We start from the raw sequence: 22,404 nt of genomic DNA, 5'->3' as shown, positions 1-22,404 counted from the left end.
TCAGCAATACGTAGCGTTGACAGCAGGGACAGAAATGACCAACGAGCCGGCAATTCCACCACAGCTGGGCAGGCCCGAGCGGATGTGGGAACGCGCCGTTGTCCTCGTACTGATCGCCGTCACCAGAACCGCGCGGCCGGCCTTCCGGCTGGGCGACCGCGAGCTGTCGTGCTCGCACTCCAACGGCGGCTGGAATCTGGTCCTGGGGCCGGAGGGCAGAGCCGCCTTCTACGGCCAGGACGTCGACTGCAGCGACACCAGCTACCTGGGGGACAAGCCGGTCGACCTGCTGGTGAACGCGCCGGACTGGCTGCCGCTCAACCGGCTCAGGGAGCTGAACGACGGCTGTGAGCTGGGCTATCTGTACTGGTGGGAAGGGGGTCGCTGGGACCGGGCGCCCTATCCCGCGCATATCGCGGACGACGGCCTGGTCGCCTCCTGCGACGGCTACGCGGGCATCTTCGACGACCAGTCGCTCGCCGACAGCCTCGCCGACGCCGGCTACCGGGACCGGGCGGCCGCCGCGCGCTTCATCGCCCGGGTCGAGGCCGGCACCGTCAACGAGGCGGCCCTCATGGACCTGATGGACTCGGCGGCCACCGACCCGGGCTCCCTGCCGAGGGAGTCCCGGCTGCCCACCGCGCTGGAATGGGCGAACCGGCTGGGAGTCGCCGAACGGCTGGTCGCGGCGCGCGCACTGTAGAGCGCGCCGCGCCACGGGCGAGCGGGCCACCGGAAAAGCGTTCTCCTCCGTTCACCCGGTCCGGCGGAGCCGGGAGCCCGGGGAGATCGATTCCGGCGGCCGGCCCCCGGGGAATCCAGTGGAATGCGGGCATGCGGCGGAATCCGCCGGAGGCGAGCGGAGCCGAGCGGATTCCGGCGGAGCCGCGTGGAATCCCCGAGGAATCACCCAGGAATCCCCGAGGAATCCATCGATGGCCGGCGGCATGGTCCGCCGGCACCGGAGGAATTCCCTTTTCTCAGAACACCCGGTCCGTCGGCAGCACCCGCGCACAGCGGCCCGCCGCCCACTCCAGCGCCATCCGGTGGTCCCGCTCGGAGAAGTCCGCGACGGCGTCCGCGACCACGAAGGCCTGGACGTCCCGCATCCAGGCGTCACAGGCCGTCATCAGCACCCCGATATGGGCGTACACACCGGTGACGATCACCTGGTCGCGTCCCAGGGCCCGCAGCCGCTCCAGCAGATCGGTCCGGACGAACGCGCTGTACTTCCACTTGGTCAGCACGGTGTCCCCGGGCCCGGGCGCCACCGGCTCGGGGATCGCCGCCGCCCAGGGGCCGGCGGGCAGCCCCGGCCCCCAGAAGTCCTGCTGGAGGCCGCGCTCGGCGGCGCTCTGGCCACCCGGCTGGGCGGTGTAGACCACCGGCACCCCGAGCCGCTCGGCCTCCTCGCGCAACCGGGAGACCTGGTGCAGCAGGGTGGCCACCGGCTCCGCCCCCTGGTCGAAGGCCGACAGGAAGTAGTTCTGGAGATCGTGGACGAGCAGCACCGCGCGGGCCGGGTCCACCTCCCAGTCGACCCGCCCGGCGGGCAGTTCGTCCGGCCGGGGCATCGGATAGGGCGCAATGGCGGGCAGGGCCATGGGAGTTCCGTTTCAGAGCGGGGTGCGGGTGCGGAGCGGCGGCGCGGGAGGGGCGCCCCCCCCGCGTACACGGGAAGCGCGGAAGGGCCGGCCCCGCGCGTACGCGGGAGGCGCGGGAGGGCCGGCCGTGCGGGTGCGGGCGAGGGGCGGGAGAGGGTTACGGCGCGGTGGCGCGGAGGTCCTTCTTCGACACCTTCCCGACCCCGGTCTTCGGGAAGGCGTCCACGAACACCACCCGGTCCGGCACCTTGTAGGCGGCAAGCCCCCGTTCCCGTACGAACGTCTTCACGGCGGGCGCCCGCAGCGGCTCGGCGCCCGGCCGCAGGATGACGTACGCACAGGTGCGCTCGCCCAGATACGGATCGGGCTCGGCGACCACATTGGCGTCGTGGACGGCGGGGTGGGCCAGGATGTGGTTCTCCACCTCCTCGGCCGCGATCTTCTCGCCGCCCCGGTTGATCTGGTCCTTCGCCCGGCCCTCGACCACCAGATGGCCGCTCGCGGTGAGCCGGACGACATCGCCGGTGCGGTAGAAGCCGTCCTCGGTGAAGGAACGGGCGTTGTGCTCGGGCGCGTTCCAGTAGCCGCGGATGGTGTACGGACCCCGGGTCAGCAGATGCCCGGTCTCGCCCACCGGCAGGTCGTTGTCCTCGTCGTCGACGACCCGGATCTCGTCGTCGGGGGAGATCGGCCGTCCCTGGGTGGTGACCACGGTCTCCTGCGGATCGTCGAGCCGGGTGTAGTTCACCAGCCCCTCCGCCATCCCGAAGACCTGCTGGAGCGCGCACCCCAGCGCCGGGCGCACCCGGCGGGCCGTCTCCTCGCTGAACTTCGCCCCGCCGACCAGCAGCACGGAGAGGCTGCTGAGGTCGTACGCGCTGCGGGGCGCGGCCTCCGTCCACACCAGCGCCAGCGGCGGAACCACCCCGGTGATGGTGACGCCCTCGCTCTCGATGAGCCGGAAGGCCTCATCGGGCGCGGGGCTCGGGCAGAGCACCACCCGCGCGCCCGCGCAGAGCGCACCGAGGGTGCCCGGGGAGGAGAGCGGGAAGTTGTGCCCGGCGGGCAGTACGCAGAGGTAGACGCTGTTCTCGTCGACCGCGCACAGCTCGTTGGAGCCGCGCAGGGAGTAGAGGTAGTCGTCGTGGGTGCGCGGGATGAGCTTGGGCACACCGGTGCTGCCGCCGGAGAGCTGGAGGAAGGCCAGTTCGTGCGCGGCGGGTCCGGGCAGCGCGGCGGCCGGCTCGGCCGGCACGTCCGCCAGGTTCTCGAAGTACCCGGCGTCGCCGCCGACGACGAAGACATGCCGGAGCGCGGGGCAGTGGGCGCGGGCCGTGGTGGCGAGTTCGCGGTAGTCGAAGCCGTCGTGGACGGCGGGGACCACGTAGGCGACCGCGCGGGTGAAGGCGCAGAAGTGGATGATCTCGGTCTTGCGGTGGGCGGGCAGCGCGAAGACGGGCAGGGCGCCGATCCGGAAGAGCGCGAAGATCACCTCGAAGAACTCGGCGATGTTGGGGAGCTGGACGACGACCTTGTCGCCCTTGCCGATGCCCCGGGCGGCGAATCCGGCGGCCAGCCGGTCGGCGCGCTCGTCGAGTTCTCCGTAGCTCCAGGCGCGCCGGCCGCCGCCGGGGCCGCCCGCCGGGTCGACGACGGCGATCCGGCCGGGGTGGGCCGCGGCCCGGTCGCGCAGCATCTCGCCGAAGGTCTCGCCGCGCCAGTGGCCGGCGGCGCGGTAGCGGGCGGCGAACTCGGCGGGCCAGGTGGGCGCCTCGGCGGCGGCCGGCGGAGCGCCGTCGGGGCCATCGTGAACACGCGGGCCATCGTGAACACGCGGGACACCGGGGGGCCCGGGGGTCCCTGTGGTCCGTGCGCGAGGGGTCTCGGTGGTCACAGTTCCGCTCCCACGGCGTTGAGGAAGGTGCGGAACTTCGCGGCGGTCTCCGCGGTCTCCGCCCCGGGTTCGGACGCGGAGACCACCCCGGCGCCCGCGTACAGCCGCAGGGTCCGCCCCTCGGCCTCGGCGCAGCGGATGGTGACGACCCACTCGCCGTCGCCGTCGGCGTTCCCCCAGCCGACGACTCCGGTGAAGAAGCCCCGGTCGAAGGGTTCGGTCTCCCGGATGACGGAGCGGGCCAGTGCGGTGGGGGTGCCGCAGACGGCGGGGGTGGGGTGGAGCGAGCAGGCGAGTTCCAGCGCGGACACCTCGGGGCTCTTCAGCACCCCGGTGACGGTGGTCGACAGATGCCACATGGCGGCGGTGCGGATGAGCGTGGGCCGGGCCGGCACCTCGATCGTGGAGCAGTGGAGTGCCATGCCCTGGTGCACCGCGTCCACGACGACGGCGTGCTCGTGCAGGTCCTTGGCGGACTGGAGGAGGGCGGCGGCGCGCCGTACGTCCTCGGCGAGGTCGGGGCTGCGCGGGGTGGAGCCCGCGAGCGGGTTGGAGACCAGCAGGTTCCCCCGGCGCGAGACCAGCAGTTCGGGGCTGGCGCCCAGCAGGGTGCGGCCGGGGCGGGTCGGCAGCGCGAAGGTGTAGCCGGCCGGGTCGCGGCGGGCGAGCCGCTGGAGCATGGCGGGGATGTCGAGGGGGTCCCGCCCGGTCAGCGCGAGCGTCCGGGCGAGGACGACCTTGCTGAACTCGCCCTGCCACATCCGGTCGACGGCGGACCGCACACCCCGCGCGTACACCTCGGGTTCGGGCTCGGGTCTGATCTCCCAGCGCCCGGGCGGCGGACTGGCGGCCGGGAGCGCGATCAGCGGATCGGCGGTCAGCGCGGGCGCGCTGCGCAGGGTTTCCGGGATCACCAGCGCCGGGGCGGCGGACGGGTCGAAGGGGATGGCGCCGATCACCGTGGAGCCGGGGTGCCGGGCGAGGGCGGCGGCCACGCGCCGGGCGACGGGGCCGTCGCCCGGGGATATCTCGTGGCGTACCCCGCCGGCCAGCAGGGTGCGGGTGGGCGTCGCGAGGAAGCGGGTGTCCGGCCGGTAGTCGTCGAGAAGTGCGGTGGCGGCTCCCACGGCGGGGTGCGCCGGTTCGTCCATCGTGCGGTGTGTGGCGACTTCATGGGCAGCCGTCGACACGGTGACTCCTCTGTTCGAAGTGGGGGTGGCGGATACGGATCGCGTTCCGGGGCGGTCGAGGTGGTGCGGGCCGGGCGGCGGGCGGGCGAACGCCCCGTGCGAGCCGGGGGCCGGTCAGCGCAGGGTCGCGCCGCCGTCCACGTACAGATCGTGCATGGTGATCTGCCGGGCCCGGTCGGAGGCGAGGAAGACCACGGCGTCCGCGATGTCGGCCGGTTCGGCGATCCGGCCGAGCGGGATGCCGGTGCGGTACGCCGCCGGGGAGGGGTCGCCGTCGATGACCCGGGCGGGGCCCGACGCGTCGGTCCACAGCGAGCGCTGCATGGGGGTGTCGGTGGAGCCGGGGGCCACCACATTGCAGCGGATGCCGTCGCGGGCGCTCTCCAGCCCCAGACACTTGGTGAACATCACGGCCGCGGCCTTGGAGGCGGCGTAGGCGGCCATCCGGGGGCGGGGGATGCCGGCGGCGTTGGAGGCCACCGTCACCACGCAGCCCGAGCGGCGCGGTGTCATCCGGGCGACCACGGCGCGGGAGAGGTGGAAGACGCCGGTGGTGTTGACGGCGAAGGTGTCGGCCCAGTCCCGGTCGGTCATCTCCACCACGGGGGCGGTGCGCAGCACACCGGCGACATTGACGAGGACGCCGACGGGGCCGAGTTCGTCCTCGACCCGGGCGACGGTGTCCTCGACCGCGCGGGCGTCGGTGACGTCCAGCGGGTAGGCCCGCACCCGCCCGGCCCCGGGGTCGCCGGCGAACTTCCCGGTGAGCGCGGAGGCGACGGCGGAGACCGGGCCCGCGGCGCGGTCGGTGGCCGCGACCGTGGCGCCGAGCGCGGTGAGCGCCTCGGTCACGGCCGCGCCGATGCCCTGTCCGGCACCGGTGACGAGTGCCACGCGTCCGGCGAACTCCCCGGCGGACGCACTGGGGTCAGGCATGAGCAACCTCCTCATTCTTAGGTGAGCCTAACCTAACTTTCCCGAGGGGCCCACCCTTGTCCCGGCGGTGGTTCCGCCGGTGAACTCCGTTGAGGTCGCGGAGATTTCCCTTTATCTACTTAAGATAGGCTTACCTTAGTTCTTCGCCAGGTGAGGCCGTGAGCGTTTCCCTGGCATCAGTGGGAGTAGGTGACGTGGCCACGGTCCCCCCGCGCATCGGCGCGACCGACCCCCGGGCCCCCCAGGACCCCCCGGGCCCCGGGGAATCCCCGGCCCCCCGGCGAACCGGCGGCACCGCCCGGACCGGCGGCACCGCCGGTGCCTTCCGCCCCCCGGGCTCCGCGCCCGGGGCGGCGACCGGGAGGGAGCGCGGGGCGCGCTCGCCCGTGCGGCGTTCCCTCGCCGTGCGGCTCGCCGGGCTGCTCGCCGCCGGCGCCGCCCTCGCGCTCGTCGTCGTCCTCAGCATCTCCCTGGGCGCCAAGTCCATCCCCTTCGGCGATGTCGTCCAGGGGCTGCTCGACCCCGACGGCTCCGAGAACGCCGTCATCGTCCAGGACTACCGGCTCACCCGCACCCTGCTCGGCATCGCCGTCGGCGTCGGACTCGGCCTCTCCGGGGCCGTGATGCAGGCCCTCACCCGCAACCCGCTCGCCGACCCCGGGCTCCTCGGCATCGAGTCCGGGGCGTCCGCCGCCGTCGTCATCGCCATCGGCGGCTTCGGGATCACCTCCCTGCTGGGCTATGTCTGGTTCGCCTTCGCCGGAGCCGTCGTGGTCGCCGTCGTCGTCTACGTCCTCGGCACCTCCGGCCGGGGCGCGGCGACACCCGTGCGGCTGATCCTCGCCGGAACGGCCGTCAACGCCTCCCTGATCGCCGCGATCACCGCCGTCACCTTCCTCGACCAGGAGGCCTTCGGCGAGCTGCGGATGTGGGCCGTCGGCACGCTCGCGGGTCGTGAGGGCGCCGTCCTGGGGCAGGTCGCGCCGTTCCTGGTCCTCGGGGCGGTGATCGCGCTCTCGCTCAGCGGCTCCCTCAACGCCCTGGCCCTCGGCGACGAGACGGGGAAGGCGCTCGGCGCCCGTGTGGTGCGCACCCGGGTCCTCGGCGTGCTCTCGGTGACGCTGCTCTGCGGCGCCGCCACGGCCGCCATGGGGCCCGTCGGCTTCGTCGGGCTGATCGTGCCCCATGCGGCCCGGCTCATCACCGGCCCCGACCACCGCTGGATTCTCGCCTACTGCGTCGTCCTCGCCCCGGTCCTGCTCCTCGGGGCCGATGTCCTCGGCCGTCTCGTGGTGCGCCCCGACGAGCTGGCCGTCGGCATCGTCACCGCCGCCATCGGCGCCCCGGTCCTCGTCGCCCTCGTCCGTACGCGCAAGGTGCCCCAGCTATGAGCGCTGACTCCCCGACCATCGCCCCCGCCGGAGCACCCGATGCGCCCGATGCGCCCGATGCGCCCGGAGCGCCCGGGGCCGCCGCACCCGGCGGCGGGCCGGAGCCGCGGAAGCGCCCCTCCGCCGAACAGGTCGTCCCCGGGCTGCGCGTCCGGCTCGCGGGCGGCCGGATCGCCCTCCGGCTGGCCGGACGGCCCCTGGCCGTCGGCACCGTGCTGCTCGCCGCCCTGCTCACGGTCGCCGTCCTGGCGCTGGGCACCGGCGACTTCACCGTCTCGCCCCCCGATGTGCTGCGCGCCCTGGCCGGGGCCGGCACCACCGCGACCGACTACGTCGTCAACACCCTGCGGCTGCCGCGCCTGCTCGTCGGTGTCGTCGTCGGAGCGGCCCTCGGGGTCAGCGGCGCCATCTTCCAGAGCCTGGCCCGCAACCCCCTCGGCAGCCCCGACATCATCGGCTTCGAGACCGGCGCCGCGACCGGCGCGCTCTTCCAGATCCTGGTCTTCGGCGGCGGCGCGGGCGCCGTCGCCGTCAGCGCGGTGCTGGGCGGTCTCGCCACCGCCCTGGTGGTGTACGCGCTCTCCTTCAAGCGGGGCGGCGTGCGGGGCTACCGGCTGATCCTGGTCGGCATCGCGGCGGGCGCGCTGCTCAGTTCGGTCAACTCCTATCTGATGATCAAGGCGTCGCTGGACGAGGCGCACGCCGCCGCCGTCTGGCTCACCGGCTCGCTCAACGGCCGGGGCTGGGACCAGTTGGTGCCCGCGCTGGTCGCCGTCGCCGTCCTCTTCCCGGCGGCGCTGCTGCTCGGCCCGCACCTGCGGATGATGGAGGCGGGCGACGCCTCCGCCAAGTCCCTCGGGGTGCCGGTGGAGCGCTCCCGGCTGGCCCTGGTGGTGCTGGCGGTGCTGCTCTGCGCCACCGCGACCGCCGCCGCGGGACCGATCGCCTTCGTGGCGCTCGCCGCGCCGCAGCTGGCCCGCCGGCTCACCCGCAGCGCGGGCGTCACCCTGGTGCCGGCCGCGCTGATGGGCGCCCTGCTGCTGACGGTGAGCGACTTCGCGGCCCAGCGGGTGCTGGCCCCGGTCCAGCTCCCCGTCGGGATCATGACCGCCGCGATCGGCGGTCTCTATCTGATGTGGCTGCTGACCCACGAGTGGCGGGCGGGCCGCCGCTGAGCCGCCGTACGGCCGCCAACGGCCCGGCCCCGGCTCCCCTCGCGGGAGCCGGGGCCGTTCTCGCGGCGGTACGGGGATCAGTCGTCCTCGTCCTGGGGCTCGTGGTGGTCCAGATTGACGATTCCGCGCTTCCAGAACCCGTCCACGTCCGTGTAGTCGCGGTCCAGACCGAGGTCCTTGTGGAGGTGGCGGCGGATCGGCTTCAGCTCGCCCGCCTCACCGGCGATCCAGATGAAGGGGCTCCCGGGCAGGAACTCCACGCCCTTGACCGCCCGTTCCATCAGATCGCCCTCGCCGTGCGCCAGCCCGTTCCGGTGCAGCCAGACGATCTCGGCGTCGGCGCGGGTGTCGATCGGGTGCTCCTCGGCGGCGTCGTCGACCAGGAGGAACGCCTTCACCGGCACGCCCTCGGGCAGATCCTCCAGCATCCGGCAGATCGCCGGAATCGCGGTCTCGTCGCCCGCGAAGAGATACCAGTCGAACTCCCACGGGACCAGGATGGAGCCGCGCGGGCCCGCGACCCCGAGCTTCTGGCCCGGGGCGGCCTGCTCCGCCCAGACGGACGCGACCCCCTTGCCGTGCAGGACGAAGTCCAGGTCCAGTTCGCCGGCCTCGGCGTCGTAGCGGCGCGTGGTGTAGTCCCGGGAGACCGGGAACGGCGGCTCGGTGGGGAATTCGAGACCGTCCCCGTCGTCGGCGACCCTCGGCAGGACCGGAAGTTCGGCACCCGGCTCAGGGAAGAAGCACTTCACATGGTCGGCGGGGGAGCGGTCCACGAAGCCCGCCAGCTCGGGGCCGCCCAGGGTCACCCGGACCATCCGGGGGGTGGGCCGGGTGACCCGCAGCACGTCGAGCGTACGGACCGTGATGTCGTGGTAGACGACCTCGATCTCCGGCAGCTTCCTGGTTTCCACGGTGGTGTTCTCACTTCCGACAAGAGGATGAACTTAGGTAAGCCTTGCATAACATGGAGGCCGGTCCGTGTGCCGGGGCGGTGGCCCCGGCACACGGACCGGCGGGAGGGGCCCGGCCGTCAGGACCGGCGGCCCGCGGCGGTCAGGGCCGCGTCCAGCAGCGGCCCGATCTCCGCGAGCCGGCCCGCGTCCATCAGCTCGTCGTGCGAGCAGTCGAGCACGTGCTCGGTGATCCGGCCGTCCACGAACTCCGGCCACACCTTCAGCGGTTCGTCCTCGGGTTCGGTGCTGCGGGCGGCCGTGAAGAACAGCACATCGCCCCGGTGGCGCCGGGTCCGGCTGCGCGAGAGCAGCCGCACACAGTGCACATTGGTCTCCACGATCGCGGCGAGCAGCGCGTCGTCGAACCCGGCCAGCAGACCCTGGCTGTCCCGGATCGCGGCGACGGCCTCCTCCCGGCTCGGCCCGCCCCCGGGGAGCGGCTCCCCGCCGTCGGACATCCGCTCCCCGCCCCGGGCGGTGACCCCCGCGACCGCGAGCAGGAAGCCGCTCTCCTCCCGCTCCAGCCGCTCCCGCCAGTCCGGCGCGTCGGCATACGACCAGTCGTCGTTCTCCGGCGGATAGGCGTCCAGCAGCCCCAGGAACGCCACCTCCTCGCCCCGCTCCTGGAGCAGCGCCGCCAGCGTCTGCGCGACGGTGCCGCCGAAGGAGTAGCCCAGGAAGTGGTAGGGCCCCTCGGGCTGCACGGCGCGGATCTCCGCCAGATACAGCTCGGCGAGCGCCGCCACATCCGCCACATCCGGCAGCTCACCGGTCAGACCCGGCGACTGGAGCGCGTACACCGGCCGCTCCGGGTCGAGATGGCGGAGCAGACCCGTGTACTGCCAGCCGAACCCGGACGCCGGGTGGAAGCAGAACAGCGGCGCGCGGCCCCCGCGCTCCCGCAGCGGCAGCAGCACCCGCAGGGCGTCCCGCCGGGCGTCGGTGCCGATCCGGGCCGCGACATCCGCGACCGTCGGGGCCGACATCACCGTCCCCACCTGCACCGGAATCCCCAGCTCGGCCCGGATGCGGCCGACCAGGCGCATCGCGAGCAGCGAATGCCCGCCCAGCTCGAAGAAGTTGTCCTCGGTGCCGACCCGCTCCACGCCCAGCACCTCGGCGAAGACCCGGCAGAGCAGCTCCTCCCGGGCGTCCTTCGGCGGGCGCCCGCCGCCCGCGTCACCGAAGTCCGGCGCGGGCAGCGCCGCCCGGTCCACCTTGCCGTTCACGGTCAGCGGCAGCGCCGCCAGCTCCACGAACGCCGAGGGCACCATGTACTCGGGCAGCACGGCCGACAGCTCGGAGCGCAGCCGCACCGGGTCGGCGCCCGCGGTCCCCGCCGCGGGCACCGTGTGGGCCACCAGCCGCCGCACACCGGACGGGCCGGTGTGGACGACGACCGCCGCGGCGGCGATCCCCGGCAGGGCGGCCACCGCCGACTCGATCTCGCCCAGCTCGATCCGGTAGCCCCGGATCTTCACCTGCTGGTCGGTCCGGCCCAGATAGTCGATCCCCGCGTCGTCGCCGCGCCAGCGCACCAGGTCGCCGGTGCGGTACATCAGCGTCCCCGGCGCGCCGAAGGGATCGGCGACGAACCGCCCGGCGGTCAGCGCGGGCCGCTCGAAGTAGCCCCGCGCGAGACCCGCCCCCGCGAGATACAGCTCGCCCGGCACCCCGGCCGGAACCGGCCGCAGCGCGCTGTCCAGCACATAGGCGCGGGTGTTGTGGATCGGGCGCCCGACACAGGAGCCGGCGCTGCCGCCGACATCCGCGCCCAGCGCGTTGATCGTGTACTCGGTCGGACCGTACAGGTTGTAGCCGAGCGTCCCCTCGGTCTCCCGCAGCAGCGACCAGAGCGAGTCCGGCACCGCCTCACCGCCCAGCAGCACCAGCACCGGCCGGTGCCGCTCCGGCGCCAGCAGCCCGGCGTCGATCAACTGCTGTCCGTACGACGGGGTCACATTGACGACATCGACGCCCACCCGGTCGTAGTGCGCGGTCAGCGCCGCCGGGTCGAGCCGCAGCTCCTCGCCGATGACATGCACCTCGTGCCCGTCCACCAGCCAGAAGAACTCCTCCCACGACATGTCGAAGGCGAACGACACGGTGTGCGCCACCCGCAGCCGGCGCCCGCCCGCCAGCCGAACCGCCGGGGCGAAGATCCGCTCCCGGTGGTTCAGCAGCATGTTCGTGAGTCCCGCGTACGGCACCACCACCCCCTTGGGACGGCCGGTCGAGCCCGAGGTGTAGATCAGATACGCCGGGTGGCGGCCGTCGCGCGCGGCCGTCAGCTCCGCGTCCGCGACCGGCCCCGCGGGGAGCGCCGCCAGCTCGGCGACGGTCCCGGGGGCGTCCAGCACCAGCCGGTCGCAGCCGTCCGGCACCCGCCCGGCCACCGCCGACGAGGTCACCAGCGTCAGCGGCGACGCGTCGCCGGTCATCGCCGCCAGCCGCTCCACCGGATGGCCGAGATCCAGCGGCAGATAGGCCGCGCCCGTCTTCAGCACCGCGAACAGCGCCACCACGAACTCCGCCGAGCGCGGCAGCCCCAGCGCCACCACCCGCTCCGGACCGGCCCCCCGGGCGATCAGCGCCCGCGCCAGCCGGTTGGCCCGCCCGTCCAGCTCCGCGTAGCTCAGCCGCTCCCCGTCGAAGACCAGCGCCGTGGTGTCCGGGGTGCGCCGGGCCTGCTCGCCGAAGAGCTCCACCACCGTGGTGTCCGGCACCGGATGGCCCAGGTCGTCGCCGCGGGCGAGCAGTCCTGCCCGCTCCCGGTCCGCCAGGGTGCGCAGCCGGCCCACCGGCTCGGCCCCGCCGTCGGCGAGCTGCTCCACCAGCAGCCGCAGCCGCCCGGCGATCCGCTCCGCCGTCTCCCGGTCGTACAGATCGGGCCGGTACGCCAGGCTCAGTTCCAGCTCCCGCTCCGGGGTCACCGCCAGCGTGAGCGGATAGTGGGTGCCGTCGACACTGTGCGTCCAGCCGATCCGGTAGCGGGCCTCGGCCTCCTCCCGGGCCGCGTCGTCCAGCGGGGTGTTGCGGAAGACGTACAGCGTGTCGAAGAGCTGCCCCACCCCGCTGACCTGCTGAACCCGGCCCAGGCCCACAGCGTGGTGCGGCAGCAGCTCCGCGTGTTCCCGCTGCACCCGCACCAGCAGCTCCCGCAGCGGCTCCCCGGGCCGCAGCGTCACCCGGAACGGCAGGGTGTTCATGAACATGCCGATCATCTGATCGACACCGGGCAGCTCCCCCGGACGCCCCGACACCGTCGCCCCGAACACCACATCGTCCCGGCCCGTCAGCCCCGAGAGCGCCAGCGCCCACGCCGAACTCAGCACCGTGTTCAGCGTGACACCGCACCCCCGGGCGAAGGCGCGCAGCCGGTCGCTGGTGCTCTCGTCGAGCACCATCTCGACCACCTCGGCCGTCACCGGCTGCCGGAGGGGGTCGGCCGGGGCCACCAGCGTCGCCTGGTCCAGGCCCGACAGATGGTCCCGCCACGCCCGCGCCGACGCCTCCGTGTCCGTACCGGCGAGCAGCCGCAGATACTCGCGGTACGGGGTGACCGGCGGCAGCCCGTCGACCTCGCCGCCCCGCCCGTACAGCGCGAACAGCTCCTCGAAGAAGAGCGACTCCGACCAGCCGTCGGTGAGGATGTGGTGCTGGGTCACACAGAGCATCCACCGCTCGGCGGCGAACCTGATCAGCGTGACCCGGATCAGCGGCGGCGCCGCGAGGTCGAACCGGGCCGCCGCGTCCGCGAGGGAGAACTCCCGCAGCGCCTCGTCCTGCGCCGCCCGGTCCAGCCCGGTCAGATCCAGCTCCCGCCACGGCAGCTCCCAGCGCTCCGGCACCACCTGCACCGGCCCGTCCAGGCCCTCGTGCCAGAAACCGGCCCGCAGATGGGGGTGCCGGCGCAGCAGCGCGCCGAACGCCGCGCGCAGCGCCCGGACATCCACCGCGTGCAGCAGCTCCAGGAAGTTCTGCATCAGATACACATCGAGCGCGCGGTCGTCGTACACCGCGTGGAAGTACAGCCCCTCCTGGAGCGGGGAGAGCGGCAGCACCTCCCCGGCGGACGGGAACGCCCGCCCGATCACCGCCCGGCCGGCGTCGTCGAGGACCACCAGCGGGCCCTCGGCCACGGCCGCCCGGGCCACCGGACCCGCGCCCGCGACGGCGGCCAGCCTCGCCGGCGTCCGCTGCTCGAACACCTGGCGCGGGGTGAGCGTCAGCTTTTCCTTGCGCGCCCGGGAGACGAGCTGGATCGAGACGATGCTGTCCCCGCCCAGCGCGAAGAAGTCATCGTCGGCCCCGGCCGACGCCAGCCCCAGCACCTCGGCGAAGACCCGGCAGAGCGTCTCCTCCACCGGTCCGCGCGGCGCCCGCGAGACCTCCCCGCCGCCCAGCACGGGGGCGGGCAGCGCTCCCCGGTCCAGCTTGCCGTTGACATTCAGCGGCAGCGCGTCCAGGACCACCACCGCCGCCGGAACCATGTACTCCGGCAGAGTCGCGGCGAGTTCCGCGCGCACCGCTTCCGGCTCCGCCGCACCGGTGGTGTAGGCGACGAGACGCCGCACGCCCGGAGTGTCCTCGCGCACCACCACGGCGGCGGAGCCCACCCCTGCGAGCGCGGTGAGCGCCGACTCGATCTCGCCCGGCTCGATCCTGAAGCCCCGGATCTTCACCTGGTCGTCGGCCCGGCCCAGATACTCCAGCTCGCCGTCCGCCCGCAGCCGCACCAGATCGCCCGTACGGTACATCCGGGTCCCCGGCGGGCCGTACGGGTCGGCGACGAACCGCTCGGCGGTCAGCGCGCACCGGCCCAGATAGCCGCGCGCCAGGCCCCGGCCCGCGAGATACAGCTCACCGGCCGTGCCCGCCGGAGCGGGTCGCAGCGCCGCGTCCAGCACATACGCCGAGGTGTTGCCGATCGGCCGGCCCACCACCGCCGTCGCGCTCCGCGACAGATCGGCGGCGAGCGCGTCCACGGTGTACTCGGTCGGCCCGTACAGATTCACCGACATGACCCCGGCCGCCGCCCGCACCCGCTCCCACAGCGCGTCCGGCACCGCCTCCCCGCCCAGCAGCAGCAGCGCCGGCCGGTGCGCGGCGCCGTCCAGCAGCCCCCACTCCACGAGCTGACCCGCGTAGGCCGGTGTCACATCCATGGTGTCGATCCGCCGCTCGCGCACATAGCGGACGACGAACTCGGCGTCCCGCCGCGCCACCTCGTCCAGCACATGCAGCTCATGCCCGGCGATCAGCCAGAACAGCTGCTCCCACGAGGTGTCGAAGCTGAACGACGCGGTGTGCAGCGCCCGCAGCCGCCGCCCCCCGGCGGCGGACACCACGGGGCCGAGGACCGCGCCCAGATGGTTGGCGTAGAGATTCGCCAGCCCGCCGTGGGTGAGCACCACCCCCTTGGGCCGTCCGGTGGAGCCGGAGGTGTAGATGACATACGCGGGGTGGTCCGGCCGCACCGCCGGCGCGTCGAACCCCGTCCCGAAGGCGGCGAGCTGCGCCGCCGTCCACTCGCTGTCCAGGACGATCCGCTCCGGGCCGCCGCCCTCCGGCAGCAGCCCCGCCGCCGCCGTCGTGGTCAGCACACACACCGGCGAGGCGTCCTCGATCATGTACCCGATCCGGTCCGCCGGATAGTCCAGATCGAGCGGCAGATACGCGCCGCCCGCCCGCAGCACCGCCAGGATCGCCACCACCGAATCCGCCGAGCGCGGCACCGCCAGCGCCACCACCGACTCGGGGCCCACCCCGCGCGCCGCCAGCAGCGCCGCCAGCCGCGCGGCCCGGGCGTCCAGCTCCGCGAAGCTCAGCTCAGCGGCGCCGGAGACCACCGCCCGCTCGGCCCCGGACCCGGCCGCCCGCTCGGCGAACCGGTCGGCGACCGTACCCGAGGGGACCTCCAGACCCGGACCCCGTGCCCCGGCCAGCAGCCGGTCCCGCTCCGCCGGGGGCAGCAGCGCCAGCGCTCCCACCGCCGTGCCCGGGGCGGTGGCCAACTGCTCCACCACCGCCACCAGCCGGTCCGCGATCAGCTCCGCCCGCCGGGCGTCGAAGAGATCGGGCCGGTACTCCACTTCCAGCCGGACCCGCTCCTCCAGCGCCACCGCCAGGGTCAGCGGATAGTGCGTGGCGTCCCGGGCCTCCACCCCGGCGACACTCAGCCCGCCGGAGAGCGACGGCCCGGCGTCCGGGTCCACCGGATAGTTCTCGATGACCACCAGGGTGTCGAACAGCTCCCCGCCGCCCGCCTGCTTCTGGATCAGCCGCAGCCCCAGGTGGTGGTGGGCCAGCAGCCCGTTCTGCTCGTCCCGGAACCGCCGCAGCAAGTCCTCCGCGCTCTCGCCGGGACGCGGCGCCACCCGCACCGGCACGGTGGTGATGAAGAGCCCCACCATCGACTCGACGCCCGGCAGCTCGTCCGGCCGCCCCGACACCGTCAGACCGAACACCACGTCCTGACGCCCGGTCAGCGCGCCGATGAGCAGGCCCCACGCGCACTGGATCAGCGTCGACGGCGTGGTGCCGAGCCGGCGCGCGGTGGCGACCAGCCGCCCGGACGCCTCGACGGACAGCTCGGCCGCCACCGTCCCGGGCCGCACCGGGGTACGCGCCGGATCGGCCGGGGCGACCAGCGTCGCCCCCTCGACCCCGGCCAGCGCACCCCGCCACGCGGCCTCGGCGGCCGGCCCGTCCTGCTGCCTCAGCCACTTCAGATACTCCCGGTACGGGCGCACGGCCGGCAGCCCGGAGGCGTCGCCGCCGCTCTCGTACAGCGCTAGCAGATCCCCCACCAGCAGCGGCATCGACCAGCCGTCGACCAGGATGTGATGGACCGTGACGACCAGGCGGTGATCGTTCTCCCCGAGGCGCACCAGCAGCAGCCGCAGCAGCGGCGGCCGGTGCAGCTCGAACCGGCGGGCCAGCTCGGCCCGCTCCACCCGCCGCAGCTCCTCCGGCACCGCCCCGCCGTAACCGCCCGCCCCGGCCGTCAGATCCACCCGGCCCACCGGAACGCGCACCTCGGCGGGGACGAACTGCACCGGCTGCGGCACCCCCTCGTGCCAGAACCCGGCCCGCAGATTGGCGTGCCGCCGCAGCAGCGCGCCCGCCGCCCGCTCCAGCCGCCCGGCGTCCACCGGGCCGGTCAGCGCCACGGACACCTGCACCGTGTACACATCGGTGGCCTCGGCGTCGTACACGGAGTGGAAGAGCATGCCCTGCTGCAGCGGGGACAGCGGGAGCATGTCCTCGATTCGAGCCTGCGTCACTGCTGATCCCTCCACATTGCTTCGACCATGCTGATCTGGTCCTGGTCGAGATCGACCAGGTCGAGGTCCGAGGGCGTGTGGCCCCCGGTGCCGGCCGGCGCGTCCGCCCAGGCGGCGAGCGCGTCCAGCGCGGCGAGCCAGCCGTCGGCCAGGTCGCCGACGGTGGCCTGGTTCAGGGCCTCGCCCGCCCAGACGAAGGAGGCCGTGAGACGCGGCCCCTCCGGGCCGTTCTCGATCTCCGCGTTGATCTCCAGCGGATGCGAGAGCGGAGTCGCCGGATCGGGCGCCACGGCCAGGGCGTCCGCCTCGGCGGCCGGGCCCCACTCCGCCGAGACCGCGTCGGCGGTGTGGCGGCCGAGATAGTTCCAGAGGACCTCGGGCCGGGCCGCCGGATCGAACAGCGGAGCCGTGGCCGCGTTGGCGTACCGCAGCAGCCCCGCGCCCACCCCGCCGTCGGGGACGGCCCGCAGCAGCTCCTTGACCTCCTTGAGCGCCCCGCCGGCGTCCTGCTCCCCGGCGAGCACCGCCACCGGATCGTGACGGCCCCTGAGCCGCAGCGGATACAGGCTGGTCAGCCAGCCGACCGTACGGGAGAGATCCGCGCCCGGCAGCAGCTCCTGCTCCCGGCCGTGGCCCTCCAGCTCCACCGCGAAACCGCCCGGCACCACCTGCCCGGCACGGGCGGCCCAGTCGCCCAGCGCCAGCGCCAGCGCGGTCAGCAGGGTGTCGTTGACGGTGCCGTGGAACGCCTGCGGCACCGCCTCCAGCAGCGGCGCGGTCCGTTCGGCGGAGAGCCGCACGGTCAGCTCCCGCGCCGTCGCCACCGTGTCGCGCGCCGGGTCCAGCGGGCGGGCGGTGAGCACCCGGCCGGGCACCTCGGCCTCCAGCCAGCGGTCCAGCTCGGCGAGCCTGCGCCCGCTCTCCGCCTCCGCCAGCAGATGGGTGGTCCAGGTCCGCAGCGAGGTCCCCACCGGATCGAGCACCGGCGGCCGTCCCGCGGCCACCGCCTCCCACGCGGCCCGCAGATCCGGCAGCAGGATCTGCCAGGACACCTCGTCGACCACCAGATGGTGCGCGACCAGCAGCAGCCGCCCGGCCCGCCCGGGGCCGCCGTCGAACCGCACGGCACGCACGGTCTCCCCGGCGACCGGGTCCAGTTCCCCGGCCGCCCGCGCGGACTCCCGCCCGACCAGCTCCCGCAGCGCGGCGCCGCTCAGCCCGGCGGCGTCGACGGTCCGCAGCACAGCGCCCGCGCCGATCGCCCCGCGCGGCCGCACTTCGGCCGCCCACACCCCCGGCCGGGCCACCGTCAGCGACTGCCGCAGCCCGTCGTGGTGGTCGAACAGGGCCTGGAGCGCCGGTACGAGATCCTCGTCCCGCACCCCGGCGGGCAGCCGCACCAGCCGGGCCTGGCAGAACCGCTGGAACGGTCCGCCGCGCCCGGCCAGCCAGCGCGCGATCGGCGGCAGCGGCAGCGGGCCCACCCCGTCGTCCACCGGCCGGACCACAGCCGCGGCCGCCCCCTTGGCGACCGAGGCGAGACCCGCCGGGGTCGGCTGCTGGAAGATCTGCCGGGCCGTGATGGTCAGCCCCTCCTTGCGGACCAGGCTCACCAGCCGGATGGAGACGATGCTGTCCCCGCCCAGCTCGAAGAAGTTGTCGTCCGCGCCGACCGAGGGCCGGCCCAGCACCCGGGCCATCAGCCGGGCCAGCACCTCCACCGGGCCCTCACCCGGGGCGGGTCCGGCCGCCGGGGCCGCCGGGGCGGCCGGTGCCGGGGCCGGGGCCGGTTCCGGGACGGGCAGCGCCCGCCGGTCCAGCTTGCCGTTGGGCGACAGCGGCACCCGCTCCAGCTCCAGGAAGACCGACGGCACCATGTACTCCGGCAGCCGTTCGGCCGCCAGTGCCCGCAGCCGCGCCGCGTCCACCGCCGCACCGGCGGCGGGCACCGCGTAGGCCACCAGCCGCCGTACGCCCGGCTGGTCCTCGCGCACCACGACCACGGCCCGCGCCACCTCCGGCGCCGCCGCGAGCACCGCCTCGATCTCACCCGGCTCGATCCGGAAGCCCCGGATCTTCACCTGGTCGTCCGAGCGGCCCCGATAGTCCAGCCGGCCGTTCCGCAGCCGGGCCAGATCGCCGGTGCGGTACATCCGCGCCCCGGGCGGCCCGTACGGGTCGGCGGTGAACCGCTCCGCCGTCAGCCCCGGCCGGGCCGCGTACCCCCGGGCCAGCTGCGCCCCGGCGAGATACAGCTCTCCCGCGACCCCCTCCGGCACCGGCCGCAGCGCGCGGTCCAGCACATACACCCGGGTGTTCCACACCGGTGAGCCGATGGGGGCGGGGGTGGCGCCGGTGCCCGGCGGGCAGGAGGCGGCGGTGACATCGACGGCCGCCTCGGTCGGCCCGTACAGATTCTCCAGCGCGACCGCGCGGGAGCCGGCGGAGGCGTGGAACCGCGTCACCAGCTCACCCGGGAGCGCCTCACCGCTGCACACCACCAGCCGCAGGCTCGGGCAGGACGCCACCTCGACCTCGCCGAGGAACGCCGCCAGCATCGAGGGCACGAAGTGCAGCACGCTGACGCGCTCGGCGCGGATCAGCGACGCCAGATACTCGGGGTCGCGGTGCCCGTCCGGCCGGGCGATCACCAGCGGCACCCCCTCCGCCAGCGGCCAGAACAGCTCCCACACCGACACGTCGAAGCTCGCCGGAGTCTTGTGCAGCACCCGGTCGGCCGCCGTGAGGCGGTAGGCGCCCTGCATCCACCGGAGCCGGTTGACGATGGCCGCGTGCTCCACCACCACGCCCTTGGGCCGTCCGGTGGAGCCGGAAGTGAAGATCACATACGCGGGGTGGCGGGGCAGCAGGGCCTCCCGCCGGTCCCCGTCGGTGACCTCGGAGCCGGGCAGCGCGGCCAGCCGCTCCACCGTCACCGGGTCGTCCAGCACGACCCGTTCGGCGGTGATCCCCGGCGGCAGCGAGGATACCGACGCACTGTCGGTAAGAACGCAGACCGGCCCCGCCGTCTCCGCCATGTACGCCAGCCGGTCCCCGGGCAGTGCCGGATCCAGCGGCAGATAGGCGCCACCGGCCCGCACCACCGCGTGCACCGCCACCAGCAGCGCGACCGAGCGGGGCAGCGCCACCCCCACGACCGACCCGGGGCCCACGCCCCGCACGATCAGCAGCCGCGCCAGCCGGTTCACCCGCTTGTCGAACGCCGCCCGCGAGACCACCTCGCCCTCGTGCACCAGCGCGTCGGACGACGGCCCGCGCGCCGCACCGGACGCCACCAGGCCGGCCAGGGTCTCCGGCCCGTCCAGCTCCCTGGCGGTGTCGTTCCAGCCGTACAGAATCCGCTCGCGCTCCTCCTCGTCCATCAGCGCCGCCTCCGACACCGGGACGCCCGGATCGGCGGCGACCGCGTCGAGCAGCCGCAGCAGCCGGCCGGTGAGCCGCTCCGCCGTGGCCCGGTCGAAGAGATCCATGGCGTACCGGACCCCGCCGGAGAGCGCCCCGTCCCCGGACGCGGCGAACGCCACCTCCAGGTCCAGCTTGGCGCCGCCGGTCTCCAGCGGCAGTTCCGCCGCCGGCAGACCCAGCAGCTCCCGTCTCCCCTCACCGGTCGCGTAGTACGTCACCATCGTCTGGAACAACGGATTCCGGGACTGCGAGCGCGCCGGGCCCACCGCCTCCACCACGCTCTCCAGCGGCAGATCCGCATGGGAGAACGCGGCGAGACCGGCGTCCCTGACCCGTGTCACCAGCGCGGTGAAGGTCGGGTCCCCGGACACATCGGCCCGCAGCACCAGCGTGTTGAGGAAGAAGCCGACCAGACCGTCCAGCGCCTCGTCGCTCCGCCCCGACACCGGGCTGCCGAGGGGGATGTCGTCGCCCGCGCCGAGCCGGTGCAGCAGGGCCGCGACCGCCGCGTGCACCACCATGAACATGGTCGCGCCGCTCTCCCGGGCGATCCGCGCGAGACCCTCCGCCGTCGCCTCCGGCACCGCGAACGTCACCACATCGCCGGCGCCACTGGGGAGGGCGGGGCGTGGTCGGTCGGTGGGGAGGGTGAGTTCGTCGGGGAGGCCGGTGAGGGTGGTGTGCCAGTGGTGGGTCTGGCGGGTGGTGAGTTGGGTGTTGTGGAGGAGGTGGTGCTGCCAGAGGGCGTAGTCGGTGTACTGGACGGGGAGGGGGGTGTAGTGGGGTGTCCGGCCGTTGATTCGTGCCTGGTAGGCGGTGTCGAGGTCGGTGAGGAGGGGTCCGGTGGACCATTCGTCGGTGGCGATGTGGTGGAGGAGGAGGACGAGGGTGTGGTCGTCCTCGGCGGTCCGCAGCAGGGTCACGCGCAGCGGCAGATCCACCGACAGATCCAGGGCCTGACGGCAGAAGGCCTCCGCCTCGGCCGCCAGCCGCTCCACCGGCACCTCCCGCACCAGGAGCGCCGGGCGGGCGTCGTCGGGGTGGAGGACGCGCTGGTGGGGTTCGCCGTCGTGTTCGGCGAAGAGGGTGCGCAGGACCTCGTGGCGGGTGACGACATCGTGGACGGCCGCTTCCAGGGCGGCGGGGTCCAGTTCACCCCGGAGCCGTACCGCGAACGGCACGTTGTACGCCGGGCTGGGGCCGCGCACACGGTCGATCAGCCACAGCCGGCGCTGGGAGGGGGAGAGCGGCAGCCGTTCGGGCCGCTCGGCGGCGGGGACGGCGGTCAGGGCGGGCCGGTCGGTGGCGGAGTGCCCGGCGAGGCGGGCGGCCAGGGCGGCGACGGTCCGCGCCTCGAACACATCCCGGACCCCGCACTCGACCCCGAGTGCCGAACGCACCCGGCTCACCGCGCGGGTGGCGAGCAGCGAGTGTCCGCCGAGATGGAAGAAGTCGTCGTCCACCCCTAGGGAGCCGATCCCCAGCGTCTCCGCGAAGATCCCGCAGATGATCTCCTCACGGGCATCGCGCGGCCCCCGGGAGATCCCGGCCGGCGACGCCTCGGGGGTGGGGAGTGCGGTGCGGTCGAGTTTGCCGTTGATGGTGGTGGGGAGGGTGGGGAGGTTGGTGATGGTGGCGGGGATCATGTGGTCGGGGAGTTGTGTGGTGAGGGTGTGGTGGATGGTGTCGGGGTGGGCGGGTCCGGTGGTGTAGGCATGGAGCCGGTTGTCGCGGACGATGACGGCTGCGGCGGAGACTCCCTCGCAGGCGGTGAGGGCGGTTTCGATTTCGCCGGGTTCGATGCGGAAGCCGCGTATTTTGATCTGGTCGTCGGTGCGGCCGAGGTATTCGATGTGTCCGTTGGTGCGGCGGCGGGCGAGGTCGCCGGTGCGGTACATCCGGTCGCCGGGTGTGCCGAAGGGGTCGGCGGTGAAGCGTTCGGCGGTGAGTGAGGGGCGGTGGAGGTAGCCGCGTGCGTTCTGGATGCCGGAGAGGTACAGCTCGCCGGGGATGCCGGGGGGTACGGGTCGCAGGTGGGCGTCGAGGATGTGGGCGCGGGAGTTGTCGAGGGGTGTGCCGATGACGGGGGTGGGGGAGTCGGTGACACGGGCGGTGAGGGCGTCGACGGTGAACTCGGTGGGTCCGTAGTAGTTGACGACCTCCACGTCGGGGGTGTTGCGGAGTTCTTCCCAGAGCGCGGGGGGTACGGCCTCGCCGCCGAGGAGGAGCAGTGGGGGCTTCCACGGTCCGGTCAGCAGTCCGGCGTCGATCAGCTGACGCGCGTACGAAGGGGTCACATCGAGGGTGTCGATGCGGGCCTCGCGCACATAGCCCACCACGGCCTCGGCATCCCGCCGTTCGTATTCGTCGAGGATGTGGAGTTCGTGTCCGGCGACGAGCCAGAGGAGCTGTTCCCAGGAGGAGTCGAAGGAGAAGGAGGCGGTGTGCAGGGCGCGGACGCGCCGGCCGAGGCGTCCGGCCACCGGTTCGTACAGCGCGCGTTCGTGGTCGCGGTAGAGGTTGGTGAGGCCGCCGTGGGTGAG

The 22,404-nt window shown here is 74.2% G+C and carries 10 protein-coding genes; 3 read left to right on the top strand and 7 right to left on the bottom strand.

The genetic code is table 11. From position 1 onward, the window contains the following. Window positions 1-34: 34 nt before the first annotated feature. Complete coding sequence (locus tag ACWCRA_RS00050) at window positions 35-703, top strand: hypothetical protein (RefSeq protein ID WP_351545539.1); 669 nt, start codon at window positions 35-37, stop codon at window positions 701-703. Between the two features lie 277 nt (window positions 704-980). Here ACWCRA_RS00050 and ACWCRA_RS00045 read toward each other — a convergent pair whose 3' ends face one another. The 4 genes from ACWCRA_RS00045 to ACWCRA_RS00030 all read right to left on the bottom strand — a co-directional run bounded on the left by ACWCRA_RS00045 (window position 981) and on the right by ACWCRA_RS00030 (window position 5,624). After that, window positions 981-1,604 carry an isochorismatase family protein gene (locus ACWCRA_RS00045; protein WP_351545536.1) on the bottom strand — a complete coding sequence of 208 codons (624 nt, stop codon included), beginning with the start codon at window positions 1,602-1,604 and terminating at the stop codon, window positions 981-983. Between the two features lie 157 nt (window positions 1,605-1,761). Beyond that, window positions 1,762-3,498, bottom strand: coding sequence for a (2,3-dihydroxybenzoyl)adenylate synthase (locus tag ACWCRA_RS00040; protein ID WP_451066389.1), 1,737 nt, complete (start codon window positions 3,496-3,498; stop codon window positions 1,762-1,764). Beyond that, window positions 3,495-4,649, bottom strand: a complete 1,155-nt coding sequence (locus ACWCRA_RS00035) for an isochorismate synthase (RefSeq protein ID WP_451066606.1) — start codon at window positions 4,647-4,649, stop codon at window positions 3,495-3,497. Before ACWCRA_RS00035 ends, ACWCRA_RS00040 begins: the two co-directional genes overlap by 4 nt. A gap of 153 nt (window positions 4,650-4,802) precedes the next feature. Beyond that, entirely contained in the window at window positions 4,803-5,624 is an 822-nt protein-coding gene (locus ACWCRA_RS00030) for a 2,3-dihydro-2,3-dihydroxybenzoate dehydrogenase (RefSeq protein ID WP_351545527.1), read from the bottom strand. 386 nt (window positions 5,625-6,010) lie between these two features. On the opposite strand from ACWCRA_RS00030, the gene ACWCRA_RS00025 reads away from it, so the two are divergent. Both ACWCRA_RS00025 and ACWCRA_RS00020 read left to right on the top strand, forming a co-directional pair. Continuing rightward, window positions 6,011-7,015 (top strand): FecCD family ABC transporter permease, encoded by a 1,005-nt coding sequence (locus ACWCRA_RS00025; protein ID WP_351545524.1) that lies wholly within the window; start codon window positions 6,011-6,013, stop codon window positions 7,013-7,015. Further along, window positions 7,012-8,190 carry a FecCD family ABC transporter permease gene (locus tag ACWCRA_RS00020; protein WP_451066388.1) on the top strand — a complete coding sequence of 393 codons (1,179 nt, stop codon included), beginning with the start codon at window positions 7,012-7,014 and terminating at the stop codon, window positions 8,188-8,190. The genes ACWCRA_RS00025 and ACWCRA_RS00020 overlap by 4 nt, the downstream gene beginning before the upstream one ends. A 77-nt stretch (window positions 8,191-8,267) precedes the next feature. On the opposite strand, the gene ACWCRA_RS00015 is transcribed toward ACWCRA_RS00020, so the two are convergent. From ACWCRA_RS00015 to ACWCRA_RS00005, 3 genes are all read right to left on the bottom strand, one after another. Further along, window positions 8,268-9,104, bottom strand: coding sequence for a siderophore-interacting protein (locus ACWCRA_RS00015; protein WP_351545518.1), 837 nt, complete (start codon window positions 9,102-9,104; stop codon window positions 8,268-8,270). Between the two features lie 119 nt (window positions 9,105-9,223). Further along, on the bottom strand, window positions 9,224-16,411 hold the full coding sequence (locus ACWCRA_RS00010; RefSeq protein WP_451066605.1) for an amino acid adenylation domain-containing protein: 7,188 nt from the start codon (window positions 16,409-16,411) through the stop codon (window positions 9,224-9,226). Window positions 16,412-16,431: 20 nt separating this feature from the next. Then, a partial coding sequence (locus ACWCRA_RS00005; RefSeq protein ID WP_451066387.1) for an amino acid adenylation domain-containing protein occupies window positions 16,432-22,404 on the bottom strand: 5,973 nt, incomplete at its 5' end.

The sequence above is a fragment of the Streptomyces sp. NPDC001889 genome (assembly GCF_053594535.1).
This window is presented reverse-complemented; position numbering and strand designations above follow the sequence as displayed.